Below are 22,598 nucleotides of genomic sequence, written 5' to 3'. Positions count from 1 at the left end.
AAACGTCCGAGACCGCCTGGCTCGGGCGGCGCGCCGGTTTAATCTCTTCAGGCCAGCTGTTCGATCAGCCCGTCTCGGATCGTGACCCGCCGGTCCATGCGGGCGGCGAGGTCGAGGTTGTGGGTCGCGATCAGCGCGGCGAGACCGGAGGCCCGCACCAGCGCCGTCAGGATCGAGAAGACGTGGTCGGCCGTGTGCGGGTCGAGGTTGCCGGTCGGCTCGTCGGCCAGCAGCAGGCGCGGGCCGTTGGCGACCGCGCGGGCGATGGCGACGCGTTGCTGCTCGCCGCCGGACAACTCGGCCGGGCGGTGCTGCAGGCGGTCCTTGAGGCCGAGGAAGCTCAGGAGCTCGGCCGCCCGCGCCTTCGCTTCGGCCCGCGACAGGCCGCGGATGAGCTGGGGCATCACCACGTTCTCCTGCGCCGAGAACTCGGGCAGCAGGTGGTGGAACTGGTAGACGAAGCCCATCTCCTCACGGCGCAGCCGCGTGCGCTCGCCATCCCCATCGCGGCGGTGGGCTGGCCGCCGATATAGACCTCGCCGCCGTCCGGCTTCTCGAGGAGGCCGGCGACGTGCAGGAGCGTCGACTTGCCGGCACCCGAAGGGGCCACCAGGGCGACGAGCTCGCCCGGCCAGATCGCGAGGTCGGCGCCCCGCAGGATCTCGAGGGCGCCCTCGGCCTGCGGGTAGCGCCGCTCCACGCGGGCGAAGAACAGGGCCGGCACCGGCTGCGCGCCGGCGGGCTCGGGCGTCGTACTCATGACCGTGACCCCTCTCGCGCCTCAGCCGTACCGCAACGCCAGGACCGGATCGAGCCGGGCGGCGCGCCAGGAGGGATAGAGCGTCGCGGCGAGCGACAGCAGGAATGCGGTGATGACGACCACCGTGATCTCGGTGGCGTTCATCTCGGCCGGGATCTCGGCGAGGAAGCGCACGGTCGGGTCCCAGGCGGAGGGGAAAAGGAAGCGCTGGATCGGCTTGATGTTGAGCGTGATCAGGATGCCGAGCCCGAGGCCCGAGAGCGTGCCCACGAGGCCGATCAGCGCGCCGTTGATCAGGAACACCCGCATCACGGTGCCGGGCGTGGCCCCCATGGTGCGCAGGATCGCGATGTCGCTCGACTTGTCGCGCACCAGCAGGATCAGGCCGGAGATGATGTTGAGCGTCGCCACCACCACGATCAGGCTGAGGATCAGGAACATCACGTTCCGCTCCACCTCCAGGGCGCCGAAGAAGGTGCGGTTGCGCTGGCGCCAATCGGTCAGGAGCACCGGACGCTCGGCCGCCATCTCCAGGGGCTCGCGCATCTCGGCGACTGCGTCGGCGTTGTCGAGGTAGATCTCGATGAGGCTGACGTCGCCCTCGCGGTTGAAGAAGGCTTGCGACTCGGCGAGCGGCATGAACACGAAGGTCGCGTCGAACTCCGTCATGCCGATCTCGAACACCGCCTTGACGGTGTAGGCCTTGGTGCGCGGTGCCGTGCCGAAGGGCGTGGTCGCCCCCTTCGGGGTCGAGAGGGTGATCTGGTCGCCGGCCTGGAGCCCGAGGGATTCCGCGAGACGCCGGCCGATCGCGACGCCTGCCCCGTCGTCGAAGCCGTTGAGCGTGCCGCCGCGCAGGTTCTTGGAGATTGCGGCGATGCCGTCGAGGTCCTGCTCGCGCACGCCGCGCACCAGCACGCCGCTGCCTCCGTAGGGTGAGGAGGCGAAGGCCTGCCCCTCGACGAGGGGAATGGCCGCGCGCACGCCCGCGACCTTCGAGAGGCGGTCCGAGAGGTCGGTGTAGTCGGTGAACAGCTTGTCGATCGGCGTGACGAAGACGTGGCCGTTGATGCCGACGATCTTCGAGAGGAGTTCCGCCCGGAAGCCGTTCATCACCGAGAGCACGATGATCAGCGTCGCGACGCCGAGCGCAATGCCGAGCACCGAGAAGAACGCCACGACCGAGACGCCGCCGCCCCGGCGGCGGGCGCGCAGATACCGGCCGGCGATGATCCACTCGAAGGGCGCGAAGGGCGCCGTCGAGCCGGCGCGCAGGGTGGCGCCGACACCCCGCACCCGATCACCCAATCTCCCCGCGAGCCCCGACATCGCCGCCTCAGATCCGCTTGAGGCGGGCAAGGAGATCGACCGGCGCCAGCGTCTCGCGCTCGCCCGTGGCGCGGCGCTTCAGCTCCACCCTGCCCTCCGCGAGTCCCTTCGGCCCGACGATGACCTGCCAGGGCAGGCCGATCAGGTCGGCGGTGGCGAATTTGGCGCCCGGCCGCTCGTCGCGATCGTCGTAGAGCACGCTCATCCCGGCGGCCTCGAGCTGGGCCTGGATCTCGGCGCAGGCGCCATCGGTGGCGGCATCACCCACCTTCAGGTTGATCAGCGCCACGTCGAAGGGCGCCACCGCGTCCGGCCAGACGATGCCGGCCTCGTCGTGGCTCGCCTCGATGATCGCGGCGACGAGGCGGCTCGGCCCGATGCCGTAGGAGCCCATGTGCACCGGGCGCTCGATACCGTCCGGCCCGGTCACCTTGGCGCCCATCGGCTCGGAATACTTGGTGCCGAAGTAGAAGATGTGCCCGACCTCGATGCCGCGGGCCGAGAGGCGGCTCGCCTCCGGGACCTCGGCGAAGGCGTCGGGCTCGTGCATCTCGTCGGTCGCCGCGTAGTGGGAAGTCCAGGCATCGACGATGCCCTGCAGCCCGGGAACATCCTCAAAATCGGTCGTGGCCGGCGGGATCTCGAAATCGAGATAGGCGCGGTCGCAGAAGACCTCGCTCTCGCCGGTGCTCGCCAGAATGATGAACTCGTGGCTGAGGTCGCCGCCGATCGGCCCGGTATCGGCCCGCATCGGGATCGCCTTGAGCCCGAGCCCGGCGAAGGTGCGCAGATACGCCACGAACATGCGGTTGTAGGCGTGCCGCGCCCCGGCCTGGTCGAGGTCGAACGAGTAGGCGTCCTTCATCAGGAACTCGCGCGAGCGCATGGTGCCGAAGCGCGGACGCACTTCGTCGCGGAACTTCCAGGAAATCTGGTAGAGGTTCTTCGGCAGGTCCTTGTAGGAGCGCACGCTCGCCCGGAAGATCTCGGTGATCACCTCCTCGGCGGTGGGGCCGTAGAGCATCTCGCGCTCGTGCCGGTCGGTGATGCGGAGCATCTCCTTGCCGTAGGCCTCGTAGCGGCCGGATTCCCGCCAGAGCTCGGCCGACTGAACGGTCGGCATCAGGAGCTCGACCGCGCCGGAGCGGTCCTGCTCCTCCCGGATCACCGCGCAGACCTTGTTCAGCACGCGCAGGCCCAGCGGCAGCCACGCATAGATGCCGGCCGATTCCTGGCGGACGAGGCCCGCGCGAAGCATCAGCCGGTGCGAGACGATCTCGGCTTCCTTCGGCGTCTCGCGCAGGGTGGGCAGGAAATAGCGGGAAAGGCGCATGGGAAGCCCAAGTCGTGTCCGAAAGCTCGCTGGCCGGGGGTGTCCCCGGCGCGCCGGGGCACACAACACATTGCATCGGGAAAACACAAGCGCCGCAGACGCCTGCGAGGGCCGCCGGCCGCGCCGGGGCGGCCAGTCGCGATCCGGACTCGGCCTTTGTTCGCGGTCCGGATGGTTGCTTCGGGACGGTTTGCCGCATCGCCGGCAAAAAAACGCAGATTTCTGCTCCAGCCCCCGTGACAGCACGAAATCTTATTCCTATAAGCGACGCCGCGATGGTCGCGCAGCCGTCCAGAGGCAGCGCACGGTCCGAGTCTTGGGAGGAACATTCAGCCGCCACGCAGGCAATGCGTAGGATAATTCAAGGCTGAGACGAGCAACAGCTCTTCAAGCAAGGCGTATCGCCTTGCTTTTTTGTTTTTCGGGCCCCCTCGACCTAGCCTGCCGACCTGACCGGCACCTCCCTTTTGCTTGAATCCGAGCGGCCGCCGCAATTTCAGCGGGCGCGGGGCCGTCCCGACCTTGGAGCCGGGGCCACCGCGTCAGGCGATCGCCCCGCTCGGCGACGTGGCGCCCTCCTGCGCGGGCTCACGCAGGTTGGCGAGGGCGTAGGCCGCGATGCAGAGATAGCAGAGAACCGGCGCGCCGAGCGCGAAGCTGAGGCCGACGTGGTCGGCGAGATACCCTGTCACGACGGGGATGATGGCGCCTCCGACGATGGCGACGCAGACGATGCCCGCGCCCTGCGCCGTGCGCTCGCCGAGCCCGTCGATCGCCAGAGCGAAGATCGTCGGGAACATGATGGCGTTGGCGAGCCCCACGGCGAGCAGCGTCCAGGCGGCGAGCGGCCCCTCGGACAGGCCCGACACGGTGGCTAGCAACCCCGCTGCGACGGCGCAGGCCGCGAGCGCGGCGCCGGCCCGGACGTAGCGCAGGGCGAAGCTGCCGACGATGCGCCCGACGAGCGCCCCACCCCAGTAGAAGCTGAGGAGGTGACCGGCGGTCGCGGGGTCCGCCCCGAGCACCCGCGGCTGCTCGAGGTAGCTCACCATCAGCGTGCCGATCGCGACCTCGGCGCCGACGTAGAGGAAGATGGCCGCCGCCCCGAGGGCGAGGCGCGGCCTCCGCAGGAGGTCGAGGCCGAGCCCGCGCACCGACCCGGCCTGCACGTCCTCCCGGACCCAGGAGCGCACGGACCAGAACAGGATCGCGAGGCCGATCAGGCCGCCCGCGATGACGAGGAACGGCGTCTGCAGCACGGCGGCCTCCGCCTGCCGCGCTGCGGCGAGTGCCTCGGGCGCGAGCGCCGCCGGGTCGGGCGGCGTCGCCGGCCCGTGCGAGAGGATCGCCCAGGCGCCGATCGCCGGACCGACCGTGGTGCCGAGCGAGTTGAAGGTCTGGGCGAGCGTCAGCCGGCTCGGCGCCTGTGCGGCGGGGCCGAGCTTCGTCACCAGGGGGTTGGCCGCCACCTGCAGGACGGCGATGCCGGAGGCCATCACGAAGAGGGCGAGGAGGAAGAGCGGGTAGAGCCCGACCCTCGCGGCCGGCGCGAACATCAGTCCGCCCGCCGCCATCACGACGAGGCCGAGCACGAGGCCGCGCATGTAGCCGATGCGGGCGACGAGCAGGCCCGCCGGCAGGGAGACGATGGCGTAGGCGAGGAAGAAGCAGAACTGGGTGAGCGTCGCCTCGGCGTAGCTCAGGGCGAACAGGCTCTTCAGCTTCGGCGTGATGATGTCGACGAGGACGGTGGCCAGCCCCCAGGTGAAGAACAGGGCCAGCATGGTGGGCAGGAGCCAGCGCCTACGTCCCGCGCCGGCCTCGCCCGCTTCGCTGCTCCGCACCTGTCCGGCCTGCGGCAGCATAGGCTCCTCCCGATCCACGTGACGCGTCGGGTGCACCCGCACGTCTTGTCATGGGTTGTCGGGAGGGCCTTGCGGCCTGTCAATCGAAGGGCCGGTTACAAACCCGCGAGCGGGAAGACGGCCAGCGCCGCGAGGAAGGCCCCGCCCGCGAACAGGCTCGTCCAGATCGCCTTCTCGCGCAGCCGCGGCAGGGCCGGCGCGCCGGGATCCTGGCCCGGCACGATGTGCTCGGGCCGGGTCTCGGGCTGGTTGCGGATGGGCAGGATTGCGAAGAGCAGCGTCCACCACAGCACGAAGTAGAGGGCGGCCGCACCGCCGATCGTGAGCTTGAACAGGCTCACGGCCAGCGCCACGAAGCCGCTGGCCAGCACCATCACGGCCGCGACGGTGAGCGGCGTCGAGCGGCTCAGCGCGTGCATCGTCCCGCCCACCGCTCTCAGACCTGCTCCAGCTCGACGAGGGTGCCGAGGAAGTCCTTGGGGTGCAGGAACAGCACGGGCTTGCCGTGCGCGCCGATGCGCGGCTCGCCGGTGCCGAGCACCCGCGCGCCCTGGCCCTTGAGGCGGTCCCGGGCCGCGATGATGTCGTCCACCTCGTAGCAGACGTGGTGGATGCCGCCGCCCGGATTGCGCTCGACGAAGCTCTCGATCGGCGAGCCCTCGCCCAGCGGCTCCATCAGCTCGATCTTGCTGTTGGGCAGCTCCACGAACACGACGGTGACGCCGTGCTCGGGCTGCGGCAGCGGCTCGGAGAGCTTGGCGCCGAGCGTGTCCCGGTAGACGGCCGAAGCCGCTGCGAGATCGCGCACCGCGATGGCCACGTGGTTGAGCCGCCCGATCATGTCGTTTCCTCCCGGTCCCAGATTCCGCCCTCCCCGCAAGGGGGAGGGGGTTCATCGCTTTCCTATCACACCTCGACCACCTGCACGTGGCAGGCGGGCTTCTTGCCCCAGGCCTCGTTGACGCCGGAGCGGATGGCGCGATCGACCGCCTTCTCGACCGCGTCGGCGTCCCGGCGCTTGCCCTTCGAGAGGCCGGACAGCGTCCGCGAGACGATGTCGACCACCGTGTCGATCAGGGGCTCGCCGTCGCGGCCGCGGTTCGGCAGGCCGATGATGTCGACGGCCGGCTCGCCCGCGACGTCGCCGTCCTCGTCGATGGCGATGGCGACCGAGACCAAGCCGGCCATCGCGAGCTTGCGCCGCTCGGGGATCGCCCGGTCCTTGTCGTCGACGAGGACGTTGCCGTCCTTGAACAGGCGCCCGGCCTTGACGTGCTCGACCACTTCGGGCGTGCCGGGCGCGAGGCGGATCAGGCTGCCGTTGCGCGCCTTGACCACATTTTGGACGCCCTGCGCCCGGGCGAAGCGGGCGTGCTCGTCGAGGTGGAGCGCCTCGCCATGGACGGGGATTGCGGTGCGCGGCCGGGTCCAGGCGTACATCTCGACCATCTCCTCCCGGCGCGGATGGCCGGAGACGTGGACGAGCTCGGTCCGGTCGGTCACCACCTCGACGCCCTGCTCGATCAGGTCGTTGATGATCGAGCCGACGTCCCGCTCGTTGCCGGGGATGGCACGCGAGGAGAAGATCACCCGGTCTCCGCCCGCGAGCGTGACGTTCGGGTGATCCCGACGGGAGACCCGCGCCAGCGCCGCCCGCGCCTCGCCCTGCGAGCCCGTGAGCAGAGCGACCACCCGGTCTCGGGGAATGTTGCCGTAGGAATCCTGGTTCAGGAAGTCGGGCAGGCCGTCGAGGTAGCCGCATTCCCGGGCGACGGCGATGACGCGGTCCATGGCCCGGCCGACCGCGACCACCTGGCGCCCGCAGGATTGCGCCGCCTCCGCCACCGCGCGGATGCGGGCGACGTTCGAAGCGAACGTCGTCACCGCGACCCGGTGGGGCGATTCCGTGATCAGGCGCTTCAAGGTCGCGGCGACTTCGGCCTCGCTCGGAGAGCGGCCCTCGCGCACGACGTTGGTCGAATCGCAGACGAGTGCCAGGATGCCCTCGTCGCCGAGCTTGCGGAACGAAGCCTCCTCGGTGACGTCGCCGAGGATCGGCGTCGCGTCGAGCTTCCAGTCGCCCGTGTGGACGACGAGACCGTGGGCGGTGCGGATCGCCACCGCGTTCGACTCGGGGATCGAGTGCGAGACCGGCACGAACTCGATGTCGAAGGGGCCGACCGTGACGCGGCGGCCCGGCACGACCTCCTTGAGCTCCACCTTCGGAGCGCCCGGCTCGCCGAGGCGGCGCGTCTCCAGGAGGTTCTTGGCGAAGCGGGTGGCGTAGACCGGCGCGCGCAGGCGCGGCCACAGCTCGCTGATTGCCCCGATGTGATCCTCGTGCGCGTGCGTGATGAAGATCCCGAGGAGATCGGCCTTGCGCTCCTCGATGAAGCTGAGATCGGGGAACATGAGGTCGATGCCCGGCATCGCCTCCTCGCCCGCGAAGCCCATGCCGCAATCGACCATGATCCATTTCCGGCGCTTCTCCGGGCCGAACCCGTAGAGCCCCGCATTCATCCCGATCTCGCCCACGCCGCCGAGCGGCAGGAAGACGAGCTCGTCTTGCCCTGTCGTCATCAAGTCAAACCCAAACTCTCGCCGCCGTCGCGGCCGTCCCGAAATGCACCTCGCCCGCCGTCACGGTCCTGCGCGTGCCGTCCGGGGCGAGGATCACGAGCCGCCCCCCCTCGTCGATCGTGTCGAACAGGCCTTCCAGCGTCTCGGCGCCGGTACGGACCGCGATCCGCGATCCGAGCCCGGCCGCCCGCGCCAGCCAGCGCGCGCGAATGCCCGCAAAATTCCGTCCGCCCTCCCAGAGGCGCGCCGCCTCGGTGACATGGCCGGAGAGGAATTCAAGAACTTTCTCCGCCCCGGCCCCGCTTCCCAGTGCGGAGAGCGACGTCGCCGCGTAGGGCAGGCCTTCGGGGAAGCCGCGACGTTGACGCCGAAGCCGATCACTACCGCCCGCCGCCCGCCGGGCAGCACCTCCGCCTCGAGCAGGATGCCGGCGAGCTTGGCGCCCTTCGCCAGCACGTCGTTCGGCCATTTCAAGGCGATAGATCGGGAGCCGCCGTCCGAATCGCAGCCCGGCACGGTGCCGCAGGCATCCGCGATCGCGGCCGCCAGCGAGACGCCGGCCACGAAACCGAGGGTCGCGACCCTGTCCGGCTCGACGCCCGCGACCGGCCAGAGCAGGCTGGCGGCGAGGTTGCCGGGCAGCGTCGTCCAGGCATTGCCGCGGCGGCCGCGCCCGGCCTCCTGACGGCGGGCGACGACCCAGAGTGGGCCGGTCTCGCCCGCGCGCGCACGCTCCAACGCCTCCGTGTTCGTCGAGCCGAGGCTCTCGTGGACGTGGAGGCGATGCCCCGCCGCCCGGGCCGCCTCGCTGAGCCGGTAGCTCAACGGAGGCTCAGAACAGCGACTTCGCCGCGGCGTCCGCAGCGCCCCGGAGAGGGCCCGGCAGCAGGAAGAACAGGATCACGACGACGCTGGAGATGGCGAGCACGATCCGGAGACCCGGCGCCATCGATTCGTAGGGCGCCTTCGCCTCGTCGAAATACATCACCTTGACGATGCGCAGGTAGTAATAGGCGCCGACCACGCTCGTCACCACGCCGATCACGGCGAGGGTCACGAGGCCCGCCTTGATGGCGGCGGCGAAGACGTAGAACTTCGCGAAGAAGCCGGCGAGCGGCGGGATGCCGGCGAGCGAGAACATCATCATCGCGAGGCAGAAGGCGAGCACCGGGTGCGTGCGCGAGAGCCCCGAGAGATCGTCGATCGTCTCGAACATCTCGTCGCGCCGCCGCAGCGAGAGGATGATCGCGAAGGCGCCGAGCGTCATGGCAAGGTAGATGATCATGTAGATCACCACGCCCTGCACGCCCTCCTGGGAGCCGGCGGCGAGGCCGATCAGCGCGTAGCCGATGTTGCCAATCGACGAGTAGGCCATCAGGCGCTTGATGTTGCGCTGGCCGATCGCCGCGAAGGAACCGAGCGCCATCGAGGCGATCGCGACGAACACGATGATCTGCTGCCAGATCGCGGTGACGTCCGGGAAGGCGCCGATGAAGACGCGCACCGTCATCGCGACCGCGGCCATCTTGGGCGCGGAGGCGAAGAACGCGGTCACCGGCGTCGGCGAGCCCTCGTAGACGTCGGGCGTCCACATATGGAACGGCACCGCCGACATCTTGAAGGCGACGCCCGCGGCCACGAACACGATGCCGAGGACGATGCCGAAGCCCGCCTCGCCGTGCAGCGCCGAGACGATGCCCGGGAAGGAGACGGTGCCGGTGAAGCCGTAGACCAGCGAGGCGCCGTAGAGCAGCATGCCGGAGGAGAGCGCGCCGAGCACGAAGTACTTCAGCCCGGCCTCCGTCGACCGCAGGTTGTCGCGGTGGAAGGCGGCGATGACGTAGGCGGCGAGCGATTGAAGCTCCAGACCGAGATAGAGGGCGATGAGGTCGTTGGCCGAGGCCATCACCATCATGCCGATCGTGCACAGGACGATCAGGATCGGGTACTCGAACCGGTCGATGCGCTCGCGCTGGAAATAGTCGCGCGAGAGCAGGATCGTGGCGGACGATCCGAGCAGGATCAGCCCCTTCATCACCCGCGAGAAGGCGTCCGAGATGAAGGCGCCGGACAGCGTCGTAACCTTCATGCCGGCGGGCTGCGAGACCACCACGAAGAAGGCCAGCAGCAGCAGGAGCAGCGCGCCGACGTTGACGCCCTCCACCGAGCGCTCGCCGCGAAAGGCGCCGTAGAGGATCAGCACCATGACGCCGATGGCGAGGATCAACTCGGGCAGGAGCGGCGCGAGGGTCGGAAGGACGGTCTGGGCGGCGGTCATGATTCCGTTTGCCTTCAGCGCGCGACGGGCAGCGCGGCGGCCGCGGTCTGCGTGTTCGAGAGGGCGGTCTTGATGCTCGCCATCAGCGCCTCGGTGGAGGGCGCGAACGTGTCGAGGATCGGGGCCGGGTGCACGCCGTAATAGATCGTCAGCGCGACGAGCGGCGCGAGGATCAGCTTCTCGCGGTTGTCGAGATCGAGGATGCCCTTGAGCGAGGGCTTCTCGAGATTGCCGTAGATCACCCGGGCGTAGAGCCAGAGCGCGTAGCCCGCCGACAGGATGATGCCGAAGACCGAGAAGAAGGCGACCGTCGGATTCGCCTTGAAGGCGCCGGTCATCGCCAGGAACTCGCCGACGAAGCCCGACGTCCCCGGCAGGCCGACATTGGCCATCGTGAAGACCATCATGGCCACCGCGTAGAGCGGCATCCGGTTCACGAGGCCGCCATAGGCAGCGATCTCGCGGGTGTGCATCCGGTCGTAGATCACGCCGACGCAGAGGAAGAGCGCGCCGGACACGATGCCGTGCGAGATCATCAGGAACAGCGCGCCCTGGATGCCCTGCTCGTTCATCGTGAAGAGGCCCAGCGTCACGAAGCCCATATGGGCAACCGACGAGTAGGCGATCAGCTTCTTGATGTCGGTCTGCATCATCGCGATCAGCGAGGTGAAGATGATCGCGATCACGGAGAGGGCGAACACGAGGGGCGCGAAGCTCTGCGAGGCGTCCGGGAACATCGGCAGCGAGACCCGGATGAATCCGTATCCGCCCATCTTCAGGAGGATGCCGGCCAGGATCACCGAGCCCGCGGTCGGCGCCTCGACGTGGGCGTCGGGGAGCCAGGTATGGACCGGCCACATCGGCATCTTCACGGCAAACGAGGCGAAGAAGGCGAGCCAGAGCCAGGTCTGCATCTGCGTCGGGAAGCGCGTCTGCAGGAGCGTCGGGATGTCGGTGGTGCCGGCGTGCCAGTACATCGCCATGATGGCGAGCAGCATCAGCACCGACCCGAGCAGCGTGTAGAGGAAGAACTTGAAGCTCGCGTAGATGCGCCGCTTGCCGCCCCAGATGCCGATGATCAGGAACATCGGGATCAGGCCGGCCTCGAAGAACAGGTAGAACAGCACCAGGTCGAGGGCCTGGAACACGCCGATCATGGTCGTCTCGAGGACCAGGAAGGCGACGAAGTACTCCTTCACCCGGCTCTCGATCGCGTGCCACGAGGCGCCAATGCAGAACGGCATCAGGAAGGTCGTGAGCAGGATCAGCGGCATCGAGAAGCCGTCGACGCCGAGCTTGAAGCGGATCGTGTCAGTGAGCCATGCGTGGCTCTCGACGAGTTGGAAGCTCGACGAGGTCGCGTCGTAGCGGCCCCAGGCCACGAGCGAGAGGAGGAACGTGACGATCGTCGTCGCGAGCGCCGCCCAGCGGGCGTTGCGCTTCACGCTCTCCTCGTCGCCGTTCAGCGTGAGGATGAAGGCCGCGCCGGCGAGGGGCACGATCAGCAGGCCGGAGAGGATGCCGAGGCCGAACATCAGCGGAGGTTCCCGTTCTTCTCGTTGACGGCCATCAGTGCCCGCCCTTCGGCAGGCCGGACATCAGGTACCAGCTGATCAGGCCGGCGACGCCGACGAGCATCACGAAGGCATAGTGGTAGACGTAGCCGGTCTGGAGGCGGACCACGCCGCGAGTCACGTCCACCACGCGGGCGGCGATGCCGTTCGGGCCCATCCCGTCGATGACGCGGCCGTCGCCCTCCTTCCAGAGGAACAGGCCGAAATCCTTGGCCGGCCGCACGAAGATGCGGTCGTAGATCTCGTCGAAGTACCACTTGTTGAGGAGGAACCGGTACAGGACCGGCTGCTGCGCGGCGAGGCGGCCCGGCAGTTCCGGCCGGCGGATGTACATCCAGAAGGCGAGCAGGAAGCCGAGCACCAGCATGATGAAGGGCGAGGACACGACCCAGCCCGGGACGTGATGCATCTCGTGCATGATGTGGTTGTCCGGCCCGTGCGCGAGCGCGTGGCCCCAGAACGCCTCCATGCCCTCGCCGATGAAGCGGTCCTTGAAGATCAGGCCGGCGAACAACGCCCCGAAGGCGAGGATCGCCAGCGGGATCGTCATCGTGAGCGGGCTCTCGTGCGGCGTGTGCGGGTGGTGGTCGTGGTGCTCGATGGCGCTGTGCGAGGCGGGCTCGACGTCGTGGCCCTTATCGTCGTGCGCGACGCCCTCGTGATGGCCGGGCAGCCCGTCCGCCTGATGCGCGTCGGCATGGCCGTGAGCGCCCGCATGCGCGACGGCCGCGTGGTGGTCGTCATGCCCGTGCGCGCCGTGGTCGACCCAGCGGGCCGGGCCCTCGAAGGTCATGAAGAACAGGCGCCAGGAATAGAACGAGGTGAAGAAGGCGGCGATCACGGTCGCCATGAAGGCCAGCGTGTGGCCCGGCCGCGTCGAGGCGTAGGCCGCCTCGATGATCGCGTCCTTCGAGTAGTAGCCGGCCGTGAAGGGGAAGCCGATCAGAGCGAGCGTGCCGATCGCCATCATGGCGGTGGTGAAGGGGATGTAGGGACGCAACGCCCCCATGTTCCGCATGTCCTGCTCGTGGTGCATCGCGTGGATGACCGAGCCGGCCCCGAGGAAGAGCAGCGCCTTGAAGAAGGCGTGCGTGAACAGGTGGAAGATGCCGACCGAGTAGGCGCCGACGCCCAGCGCCACGAACATGTAGCCGAGCTGCGAGCAGGTCGAGTAGGCGATGACCCGCTTGATGTCGTTCTGCACGAGGCCGACGGTCGCGGCGAAGAAGGCGGTGATGCCGCCGATGACCGTGACGACGATGAGCGCGTTCGGGGCGAGCTCGAACAGCGGCGAGAGGCGCGCCACCATGAAGACACCGGCCGTCACCATAGTGGCGGCGTGGATCAGCGCCGAGACCGGTGTCGGTCCCTCCATGGCGTCGGGCAACCACGTGTGCAGCAGGAACTGCGCCGACTTGCCCATCGCGCCCATGAACAGGAGCAGGCAGGCGAGCGTCAGGGCGTGCCAATCGTAGCCGAGGAAGTGGAAATGCGCGTCCTTGAGCTCGTTCACGCGGGGGAAGATGCCGTCGAAGGCGACCGAGTTGAACAGAACGAAGACGAGGAAAATGCCGAGGGAGAAGCCGAAATCGCCGACGCGGTTGACGATGAAGGCCTTCATCGCGGCGGCGTTCGCGGAGGGCTTCTCGTACCAGAAGCCGATCAGCAGGTAGGAGGCGAGTCCGACGCCTTCCCAGCCGAAGAACATCTGCACGAGGTTGTCGGCCGTCACCAGCATCAGCATGGCGAAGGTGAACAGCGACAGGTAAGCGAAGAAGCGCGGCCGGTGCGGATCCTCCTCCATGTAGCCGATGGAGTAGAAGTGCACGAGGGTCGAGACCGTGGTGACGACGACGAGCATCACCTTGGTCAACGTGTCGATGCGGAAGGCCCAATCGACGACGAGGTCGCCTGCCGTGAACCAGGTCGCGACCTGCACGCGCGTCGCGTGGTCGCCTCCCTCGAAGAAGACGCCCCAGGAGAGCAGCGCCGCGAAGGCGAGGCAACTCGTGGTGATGTACTCGCAGACCCGCGCGCCGAGGTAGCGGCCGAACAGGCCGGCGACGAGCGCGCCGATGAGGGGGAAGAAGACGATCGCGTGATACATCGTTCTCTAGCGTCCGGCCTCGCGCGGCGTCGTCGGCCGCGCGTCGAGTCCAAGGGGGTCCAGGCGGCGACTTCGCGTCAGCCCTTCATCATGCTCACGTCCTCGACCGCGATGGAGCCGCGGTTTCGGAAGAACACGACGAGGATGGCGAGGCCGATGGCGGCCTCCGCGGCGGCGACCGTGAGGACGAACAGCGCGAAGACCTGCCCCGTGATGTCATTGAGATGGGTGGAGAACGCCACGAGGTTGATGTTCACGGCGAGCAGGATCAGCTCCACCGACATCAGGATCACGATGACGTTCTTGCGGTTGATGAAGATGCCGAGCACGCCGAGCGTGAACAGGATCGCGGCGACCGTGAGGTAGTGGCTCAGTCCGATCATCGTTTCCTCAAGCTCCGACCTGCTCTCCTCCCCCTGCGGGGGAGGCGGAGGCGGGGATCGTTTTCGGAGGCACCGCCGAGCCTCGTCCGGCGCCGCCACCCTTCGGTCCCTCCCCGCACGGGGAGGGAGGATTTCAGACCTCGACGCCCTGGCGCGAGGGCACCTTGCGGGTCTCGACGGCCATGCCCTGCGTGCGAGCGTTCTGGACCGCGATGTTCTGGCGCTTCACGCCCGGCCGGTCGCGCAGCGTCAGCACGATCGCGCCGATCATCGCGACGAGGAGCACGAGGCCCGCGATCTGGAAGAAGTAAGCGTATTCCGTGTAGAGCACGCGGCCGAGCGCGGCGGTGTTCGTGAAGCTCTCGCCCGCCGCGACGTTGCCGAGCGGCGCCTGGACGAGGCCGGGATCGATCGTCCAGGAGCCGACCACGAGGACGAGCTCGATCAGGAAGATCGCGCCGATCAGCGCACCGACCGGCAGGTATTGCTGGAAGCCCTGGCGCAGCTCCGCGAAGTCGACGTCGAGCATCATCACGACGAACAGGAACAGCACCGCGACCGCGCCGACGTAGACGACGACGAGAATCATGGCCAGGAACTCGGCGCCCATCAGCACGAACAGACCGGCCGCGTTGACGAAGGCCAAGATCAGGAACAGCACCGAGGCGACGGGATTGCGGGAGGCGATCACCATGAAGCCCGAGGCGATGGCGACGCTCGCGAACAGGTAGAAGAAGGCGGCGGCTGCAGTCATCGGATTGTCGGCGTCAGCCGCGTGGCGCGGCCCCTTCTGCCTCGTGAACGATCAGGTCGCGCGGGCGGCCCGTCTATAGGCCCCGCTGCTGCACGGCACAACAGCGTGGGCTTCGGTTTGGCTCTAGCGATAGGGGGCGTCCATCGCGATGTTGCGAGCGATCTCGCGCTCCCAGCGGTCCCCGTTCAGGAGCAGCTTCTCCTTGTCGTAGAGAAGCTCCTCGCGGGTCTCGACCGAGAACTCGAAATTCGGCCCCTCGACGATGGCGTCCACCGGGCAGGCCTCCTGGCACATGCCGCAATAGATGCACTTCACCATGTCGATGTCGTAGCGCGTGGTGCGCCGCGTGCCGTCGTTGCGGCGGGGGCCCGCCTCGATGGTGATGGCCTGGGCCGGGCAGATCGCCTCGCAGAGCTTGCAGGCGATGCAGCGCTCCTCGCCGTTCGGGTAGCGGCGCAGCGCATGCTCGCCCCGGAAGCGCGGGCCGCGGTGGCCCATCTCGAAGGGGTAGTTGATCGTGGCCTTGGGCTTGAAGAAGTACTTCATGGCGAGGGCGAACCCCGACACGAACTCCTTGAGCAGAAGGCCCTTGGCGACCTGATCGAGCTTCATGGCGCGATCTCCGATTGGCTGTGGCTCAGGCGCCCGGCGCGAGGCCGGTGAGCTTGAGGACGAAGGCGACGACGACGACCGAGATCAGCGAGAGCGGCAGGAAGACCTTCCAGCCCAGCCGCATGAGCTGGTCGTAGCGATAGCGGGGCACCATGGCCTTCACCATGGCGATCATGAAGAACAGGAAGCTCGCCTTGATCGCGAACCAGATCACGCCCGGCACCCAGGTGAAGGGCGCGAACGGGATCGGCGAGAGCCAGCCGCCGAGGAAGAGCACGGTGCCGAGCGCGCACATGGTCATGATCGCCACGTACTCGCCGAGCATGAAGAGCAGGTACGGGGTGGAGGAGTATTCGACCATGTAGCCGGCCACGAGCTCGGATTCGGCCTCCGGCAGGTCGAAGGGCGGGCGGTTCGTCTCGGCGAGCGCCGAGATGAAGAACACCACGAACATCGGGAACAGCCAGAGCCAGTACCAGCCGAGGATGCCGAGGCTCGTGTCCTGCGCCATCACGATGCGCGAGAGGTTGAGGCTTCCCGCGCAGAGCAGCACGCAGATGATCACGAAGCCGAGGGAGACCTCGTAGGAGATCATCTGGGCGGCCGAGCGGAGCGCGCCGAGGAAGGCGTATTTCGAGTTCGAGGCCCAGCCACCCATGATGACGCCGTAGACGCCGAGCGACGAGATCGCGAAGATGTAGGTGATGCCGACGTTGATGTCGGCGATGGCCCAGCCCTCGGCCAGCGGGATCACCGCCCAGGAGGCGAGCGCCAGCGTCGCGAAGACGAGGGGCGCCAGGAGGAAGATGGCCTTGTTGGCGCCCGCCGGGATCACGGGCTCCTTGAGGACGAACTTCAGCAGGTCGGCGAAGGATTGCAGCAGGCCCCAGGGCCCGACCACGTTCGGGCCGCGGCGCAGTTGCACGGCCGCCCAGATCTTCCGGTCGGCCAAGAGCGCGTAGGCGATGAAGACGAGGAGCGCGGCGAGCAGCACGAAGCTCTTCAGCGCGATCAGGAGGACGGTGCCGAGCACTTCCCAGAAGGTCATCGGTGCGGGCCTTATTCCGCGGCCTCGAGCGCGCGCCCGCGGGCGAGGCTCGAGCACTCGGCGAGCACCCGCGAGGCGCGGGCGATCGGGTTGGTGAGGTAGAAGTCGAGGATCGGCGAGCGGAACGGCTCGCGACCGGGCGTGCCGCCGAGACCGGCCAGGGTATCGACCGCAGCGACTGCGTCGGACGGCTCCACCGCGTCGACCGCCGCGAGATGCGGGTGGTCGGCGTAGAGCGCCCGGCGGAGCGCGGTCAGCGAGTCGTAGGGCAGGCGTTGGCCCAGCACGTCGGAGAGGGCGCGCAGGATCGCCCAATCCTCACGGGCGTCGCCCGGCGGGAAGGACGAGCGGTTCGCCCATTGCACGCGGCCCTCGAGGTTGACGTAGGTCGCGTTCTTCTCGGTGTAGGCGCCGCCCGGCAGGATCACGTCGGCGCGGGAGGCGCCGCGGTCGCCGTGGGTGCCCTGGTAGACCACGAAGGCGCCCGCGCCGATCTCGACCTCGTCGGCGCCGAGATTGAAAATCACGTCGAGGGCGCCGGGCGCGACCATCCCGGCGACGTCGAGGCCGCCATCGCCCGGCACGAAGCCGAGATCGAGGGCGCCGACGCGGGCGGCCGCCGTGTGCAGCACACCGAAGCCGTGCCACTCCGGGCTCACCGCGCCGACATCCTTCGCCAGTGCCGCGGCGGCGGCGAGGATCGCGGCGCCGTCCGGGCGCGCGAGCGCGCCCATGCCCACGATCACGACCGGCTTCGCGGCCGCCTTCAGCGTCTCGGCGAAGCTGTGCCTGCCCGCGGCGATGTCGGCCAGCGTCTCAGGGCCGGCGCCGAGTTGGATGTGGGGATAGGTGAGGTCCGCCGGCTCGCCGATCAGTCCGACCGGCAGCGGGCCCATGCGCCAGCGCTTGCGGATGCGGACGTTGAGGAGCGACGCCTCGAGGCGCGGGTTGGCGCCGACGAGCAGGATCGCATCCGCCTCCTCGATGCCGGGAATGGTCGGCCCGAACGTGTAGGCGGCCCGGCCCCAGGCCGGATCGAGCTTCTCGCCCGCCTGCCTGCAGTCGAGGTTCGCCACGCCCAGTGCCGTCATCAAGGCCTTCAGCGCGAAGGTCTCCTCCACGGCCGCGAGGTCGCCGACGAGGGCGCCCACCCGCTTCGGGTCCGCACCCTTCATCCGGGCGGCGATGGCGCCGAAGGCCTCGCCCCAGGTGGCGGGACGAAGCCGCCCGTTCTCGCGCAGATACGGTCGGTCGAGGCGCTGCAGGCGCAACCCGTCGACGGAGTGGCGGGTCTTATCGGAGATCCACTCCTCGTTGATCGCCTCGTTGACGCGCGGCTCGATCTGCATGACCTCGCGGCCGCGGGAATCGACGCGGATCGCCGAGCCGACCGCGTCCATCACGTCGACCGAGTCGGTCTTGGTCAGCTCCCAGGGGCGGACGTTGTAGCTCTGCGGCTTGTGCACGAGCGCGCCCACCGGGCAGAGGTCGGCGACGTTCCCCTGCAGCTCGGAATGCATCGCCTGCTCAAGGTAGCTCGTGATCTCCATGTCCTCGCCGCGGCCGATCGCGCCGAGATCCGGAACGCCGGCCACCTCCGCGAGGAAGCGCACGCAGCGGGTGCAGTGGATGCAGCGGTTCATGGCCGTCCGCACCAGCGGGCCGATGTACTTCTCCTCGACGGCGCGCTTGTTCTCGCCGTAGCGGGTCGAGTCGACGCCGTAGGCCATCGCCTGATCCTGCAGGTCGCAATGGCCGCCCTGGTCGCAGATCGGGCAATCCAGCGGGTGATTGATGAGGAGGAACTCCATCACCCCCTCGCGGGCCTTCTTGGTCTGGCCGGAGCGCGTCAGCACCTCCGGCGGCTCGCCGTTCGGGCCCGGCCGGCAATCCTTCACCGCGTAGGCGCAGGAGGCGACCGGCTTCGGCGCGCCTTTCAGCTCCACGAGGCACATGCGGCAATTGCCGGCGATCGACAGCCGCTCGTGGAAGCAGAAGCGCGGGATCTCCGCGCCCGCGACCTCGCAGGCCTGGAGCAGGGTGTACTCGGCCGGGACATCGACCTCGGTGCCGTCGACGACGATCTTGGTCATACGTGCTTCTCAGTCTCGAACTGCATCGCGGCGGGCGTGATCACTCCGCCGCCATCGGCACGGGGTCGCTGTGCGGGTTGGCGCTGTAGCGGTCGATCCGCTTCTCGATCTCGGGACGGTAGTGCCGGATCAGGCCCTGGATCGGCCAGGCCGCGGCGTCGCCGAGCGCGCAGATCGTGTGGCCCTCGATCTGCTTCGTCACGTCGAACAGCATGTCGATCTCGCGCTTCTGGGCGCGCCCTTCCGCCATGCGCAGCATCACGCGCCACATCCAGCCCGTGCCCTCGCGGCAGGGCGTGCACTGGCCGCAGCTCTCGTGCTTGTAGAAATAGGCGATGCGGGCGATCGCCTGGACGATGTCGGTGGATCTGTCGAGGACGATCACCGCCGCGGTGCCGAGGCCGGAGCCGAGGTTGCGCAGGGTGTCGAAGTCCATCTTGGCGTCGATGATCTGCTCGGCCGGCACCAGCGGCACCGAGGAGCCGCCGGGGATCGAGCAGAGCAGGTTGTCCCAGCCGCCGCGCATGCCGCCGCAATGCTTGTCGATCAGCTCGCGGAAGGTGATCCCGAGCTCCTCCTCGACGTTGCAGGGCTTGTTGACGTGGCCGGAGACGCAGAACAGCTTCGTGCCGGTGTTGTTCTTGCCCCCGAGGCCCGCGAACCACGCGCCGCCGCGGCGCAGGATGGTGCCGGCCACCGCGATCGACTCGACGTTGTTGACCGTCGTGGGGCAGCCATAGAGGCCCATATTGGCCGGGAACGGGGGCTTGAGGCGCGGCATGCCTTTCTTGCCCTCGAGGCTCTCGATGAGCGCCGTCTCCTCGCCGCAGATGTAGGCGCCCGCCCCGTGGTGGACGTAGATGTCGAAGGGGTAGCCGTGCACGTTGTCCTGGCCGACGAGGCGGGCCTCGTAGGCCTCGTCGACGGCGCGCTGCAGGGCATGCTTCTCGGCGACGTACTCGCCGCGGATGTAGACGTAGCAGGCATGCGCGTTCATCGCGAACGAGGCGAGCATGCAGCCCTCGATCAGGAGATGCGGGTCGTGCCGCATGATCTCCCGGTCCTTGCAGGTGCCCGGCTCCGACTCGTCGGCGTTGACCACGAGGTAATGCGGGCGCCCGTCGGACTTCTTGGGCATGAAGGACCATTTGAGCCCGGTCGGGAAGCCGGCGCCGCCGCGGCCGCGCAGCCCCGAAGCCTTCATCTCCTCGATGATCCAGTCGCGGCCCATTTCCAGGAGGAACTTGGTGCCGTCCCAGGCCCCGCGCTGCTTGGCAGCCTCCAGGCCCGGCGAGTGCAGGCCGTAGAGGTTGGTGAAGATGCGATCCTGATCGGAGAGCATGTCGACGTCCCCCTGCCCTAGCGGCTCAGCGCCTTGGCCTGCCCCACCCAATCCTCGCGGTCGATCCGGCCGGGGAAGGCGAGGTAGGTGCCGACCCAGGCGATCTCGTCACGGGTCCAAGCGGCGATCTGGTCGAAATGGTAGATACCGAGCGCGTGCAGGCGGCGCTCGTTGCCGGGTCCGATGCCCCTGATGCGCGTCAGCGCGTCGGGCTGACCGGCCCGCGCCGCGTCGAGACCCGCGGGCCTCGTGCCGACGGCATCCGCCCTCTGCTCGGGGCTCGCGTCCTTCGGCAGTTCGGCGAGCTTCGCCTCGATGCGGCTCTCCTCGGCCTCGGCCGCGATCTCGCCCTCGCTCGCGCCGGAGGCGGCAGGCTGGGGCGGAACCTCGTCGCGCCTGAGGGCCGATTGCGCGCCGGCCTCGGCCGCCGCCGGCTCGTCCGCGGCGGCGCGCTCAGCCGGCTTCGCTGCCCCGTGCTGGGCGGTCGATTGCGACCGGTCGGCCGCATCCGCCTGATCACCGGATTTCACGGGCGTCTCACCCTCGGCGGCACGCTGGGCGGGCGCGTCGGCGATCGGCCGCTCGACTGGCCGGCCGGCATCGGGTTTCGCCGGCTTCGGCTCGCTGGCGGCCCGATGCTCGCTGGAGGCGGCCTCGTCGTTGGCCGCGATGCCGTCGTGGCCGTTCTCGAAGCGCTTGCGCCACGCGCCGATGCGGGAACCGTCGAAGAGGCCGGGGTCCTGCAGCGTGTTCACCGCGCCCTGCGGCTCGGACGAGGTGCGCCCGATCTGCGAGCCCACCTTCACGGGGCGCCCGGCCGCGAGATCGTCCATCAGCTTGCCGAGGGATTCGGGCGTCAGATCCTCGAAATAGTCGTGGTTGATCTGCGCCATCGGCGCGTTGCAGCAGGCGCCGAGGCACTCGACCTCGAGCCAGGAGAAGTTGCCGTCCGGGCTCACGTGGCCGGGAGGCCCGAGCCGCTCGTGCAGCATCGCCTTCAACTCGCGGGAGCCGCAGGAATCGCACGGCACCGTACCGCAGACCTGGATCCAGTAGCGGCCGACCGGCTCCAGCGCGAACATCGTGTAGAAGGTCGCGACTTCGAGCACGCGGATATGCGGCATGCCGAGCTGGTCCGCGACCGACTCGATCGCGGCTCGGGGCAGCCAGCCGCCGTTCTGCTCCTGCGCCTTCCAGAGGAGCGGGATGACGGCGGAGGCCTGGCGGCCTTCCGGGTACTTGGCGATCTGCCCCTGCGCCCACTCGGCGTTCTCCGGGGTGAACGCGAAGCTCGCGGGCTGCTCGGCGGCGGGGGCTAGTCTGCGGTTTGCCATCTCTCAAATAGCCTTCAGCGGTCCACTTCGCCGAACACGATGTCGAGCGTGCCGAGCACGCAGGAGACGTCGGCCAGCATGTGGCCGCGGCACATCCAGTCCATCGCCTGGAGATGGGCGAAGCCGGGCGCGCGGATCTTGCAGCGGTAGGGCTTGTTGGTGCCGTCGGAGACGAGATAGACGCCGAACTCGCCCTTGGGCGCCTCGACGGCGGCGTAGACTTCACCCTCCGGCACGTGGAAGCCCTCGGTGTAGAGCTTGAAGTGGCGGATGAGCGCTTCCATCGAGCGCTTCATCTCGCGCCGCGGCGGCGGCGCCACCTTGCCGTCGAGGGCCGCGATCGGACCCTGGCCGGCAGGCTCGCGGAGCTTGGCGATGCACTGCTTCATGATGCGCACGGATTCGCGCATCTCCTCCATGCGGATCACCTGGCGATCGTAGGTGTCGCCGTTCTTCCCCACGGGGATGTCGAACTCCATCTCCTCGTAGGCCTCGTAGGGCTGCGATTTGCGCAGGTCCCACGGGATGCCGGAGCCGCGCACCATCACGCCCGAGAAGCCCCATTGCATCGCCTCGTCCACCGTCACGATGCCGATGTCGACGTTGCGCTGCTTGAAGATGCGGTTGGCCATGACGAGGTTGTCGAGGTCGTCGACGACCTGCGGGAAGGTCTCGCAGAAGGCCTCGATGTCGTCGATGAGCTTCGGCGGCAGGTCCTGGTGCACGCCGCCCGGCCGGAAGTAATTGGCGTGGAGCCGCGCGCCTGAGGCTCGCTCGTAGAAGATCATCAGCTTCTCGCGCTCCTCGAAGCCCCACAGGGGCGGCGTCAGCGCGCCGACGTCCATCGCCTGCGTGGTGACGTTGAGGAGATGGGAGAGCAACCGCCCGATCTCGCAGAACAGCGTCCGGATGAGCTTCGCCCGCCGCGGCACCTCGAGCCCGAGGAGCTTCTCGATGGCGAGGCAGAAGGCGTGCTCCTGGTTCATCGGCGCGACGTAGTCGAGCCGGTCGAAATAGGGCGTCGCCTGCAGGTAGGTCTTGTACTCGATCAGCTTCTCGGTACCCCGGTGCAGGAGCCCGATATGCGGGTCGACGCGCTCGACGATCTCGCCGTCGAGCTCGAGCACGAGGCGCAGCACGCCGTGCGCGGCCGGGTGCTGCGGCCCGAAATTGATCGCGAAGTTGCGGATGTTGTGCTCGGTCATC

At 68.7% G+C, this 22,598-nt stretch carries 17 protein-coding genes and 2 pseudogenes; all 19 read right to left on the bottom strand.

Going from position 1 to position 22,598, the window contains the following annotated elements; translation table 11 throughout:
* Positions 1–47: 47 nt before the first annotated feature.
* Positions 48–760: pseudogene (locus DK389_RS14330) on the bottom strand (ABC transporter ATP-binding protein).
* Between the two features lie 21 nt (positions 761–781).
* A complete protein-coding gene (locus DK389_RS14325) occupies positions 782–2,089 on the bottom strand; it encodes a lipoprotein-releasing ABC transporter permease subunit (RefSeq protein ID WP_109890529.1) in 1,308 nt (435 codons plus the stop codon).
* A 7-nt stretch (positions 2,090–2,096) separates the two neighbouring features.
* On the bottom strand, positions 2,097–3,422 hold the full coding sequence (gene proS / locus DK389_RS14320; RefSeq protein WP_109890527.1) for a proline--tRNA ligase: 1,326 nt from the start codon (positions 3,420–3,422) through the stop codon (positions 2,097–2,099).
* Positions 3,423–3,964: 542 nt separating this feature from the next.
* Positions 3,965–5,287, bottom strand: coding sequence for a sugar MFS transporter (locus tag DK389_RS14315; RefSeq protein WP_109890525.1), 1,323 nt, complete (start codon positions 5,285–5,287; stop codon positions 3,965–3,967).
* 95 nt (positions 5,288–5,382) lie between these two features.
* Positions 5,383–5,706, bottom strand: a complete 324-nt coding sequence (locus DK389_RS14310; RefSeq protein WP_109896384.1) for a DUF1467 family protein — start codon at positions 5,704–5,706, stop codon at positions 5,383–5,385.
* Between the two features lie 17 nt (positions 5,707–5,723).
* Complete coding sequence (gene mce / locus DK389_RS14305; protein WP_109890523.1) at positions 5,724–6,128, bottom strand: methylmalonyl-CoA epimerase; 405 nt, start codon at positions 6,126–6,128, stop codon at positions 5,724–5,726.
* Positions 6,129–6,193: 65 nt separating this feature from the next.
* Positions 6,194–7,867, bottom strand: a complete 1,674-nt coding sequence (locus DK389_RS14300; RefSeq protein ID WP_109896382.1) for a ribonuclease J — start codon at positions 7,865–7,867, stop codon at positions 6,194–6,196.
* A gap of 4 nt (positions 7,868–7,871) precedes the next feature.
* Positions 7,872–8,692: pseudogene (locus DK389_RS14295) on the bottom strand (biotin--[acetyl-CoA-carboxylase] ligase).
* 7 nt (positions 8,693–8,699) lie between these two features.
* Entirely contained in the window at positions 8,700–10,145 is a 1,446-nt protein-coding gene (gene nuoN / locus DK389_RS14290) for an NADH-quinone oxidoreductase subunit NuoN (RefSeq protein ID WP_109890521.1), read from the bottom strand.
* A gap of 14 nt (positions 10,146–10,159) precedes the next feature.
* Positions 10,160–11,680, bottom strand: coding sequence for an NADH-quinone oxidoreductase subunit M (locus DK389_RS14285; protein WP_109890519.1), 1,521 nt, complete (start codon positions 11,678–11,680; stop codon positions 10,160–10,162).
* Positions 11,681–11,714: 34 nt separating this feature from the next.
* Positions 11,715–13,826 carry an NADH-quinone oxidoreductase subunit L gene (nuoL, locus tag DK389_RS14280; protein ID WP_109890517.1) on the bottom strand — a complete coding sequence of 704 codons (2,112 nt, stop codon included), beginning with the start codon at positions 13,824–13,826 and terminating at the stop codon, positions 11,715–11,717.
* Positions 13,827–13,903: 77 nt separating this feature from the next.
* Complete coding sequence (nuoK, locus tag DK389_RS14275) at positions 13,904–14,209, bottom strand: NADH-quinone oxidoreductase subunit NuoK (protein ID WP_003598182.1); 306 nt, start codon at positions 14,207–14,209, stop codon at positions 13,904–13,906.
* A 133-nt stretch (positions 14,210–14,342) separates the two neighbouring features.
* A complete protein-coding gene (locus tag DK389_RS14270) occupies positions 14,343–14,963 on the bottom strand; it encodes an NADH-quinone oxidoreductase subunit J (RefSeq protein WP_109890515.1) in 621 nt (206 codons plus the stop codon).
* Positions 14,964–15,086: 123 nt separating this feature from the next.
* Positions 15,087–15,575, bottom strand: coding sequence for an NADH-quinone oxidoreductase subunit NuoI (nuoI, locus tag DK389_RS14265; protein ID WP_109890513.1), 489 nt, complete (start codon positions 15,573–15,575; stop codon positions 15,087–15,089).
* Positions 15,576–15,600: 25 nt separating this feature from the next.
* Complete coding sequence (gene nuoH / locus DK389_RS14260) at positions 15,601–16,623, bottom strand: NADH-quinone oxidoreductase subunit NuoH (protein ID WP_109890511.1); 1,023 nt, start codon at positions 16,621–16,623, stop codon at positions 15,601–15,603.
* Between the two features lie 11 nt (positions 16,624–16,634).
* A complete protein-coding gene (nuoG, locus tag DK389_RS14255; protein WP_109890509.1) occupies positions 16,635–18,716 on the bottom strand; it encodes an NADH-quinone oxidoreductase subunit NuoG in 2,082 nt (693 codons plus the stop codon).
* Positions 18,717–18,756: 40 nt separating this feature from the next.
* On the bottom strand, positions 18,757–20,058 hold the full coding sequence (gene nuoF / locus DK389_RS14250) for an NADH-quinone oxidoreductase subunit NuoF (RefSeq protein WP_109890507.1): 1,302 nt from the start codon (positions 20,056–20,058) through the stop codon (positions 18,757–18,759).
* A 17-nt stretch (positions 20,059–20,075) separates the two neighbouring features.
* Positions 20,076–21,392 carry an NADH-quinone oxidoreductase subunit NuoE gene (gene nuoE, locus DK389_RS14245; protein WP_109890505.1) on the bottom strand — a complete coding sequence of 439 codons (1,317 nt, stop codon included), beginning with the start codon at positions 21,390–21,392 and terminating at the stop codon, positions 20,076–20,078.
* 14 nt (positions 21,393–21,406) lie between these two features.
* Positions 21,407–22,597 (bottom strand): NADH-quinone oxidoreductase subunit D, encoded by a 1,191-nt coding sequence (locus DK389_RS14240; RefSeq protein WP_109890503.1) that lies wholly within the window; start codon positions 22,595–22,597, stop codon positions 21,407–21,409.
* Position 22,598: the final 1 nt, after the last annotated feature.

The sequence above is a fragment of the Methylobacterium durans genome, assembly GCF_003173715.1.
GTDB classification, from domain to species: domain Bacteria; phylum Pseudomonadota; class Alphaproteobacteria; order Rhizobiales; family Beijerinckiaceae; genus Methylobacterium; species Methylobacterium durans.
The sequence above is the reverse complement of the archived record's forward strand: the minus strand, read 5'-3'. Positions and strand labels throughout refer to the sequence as shown.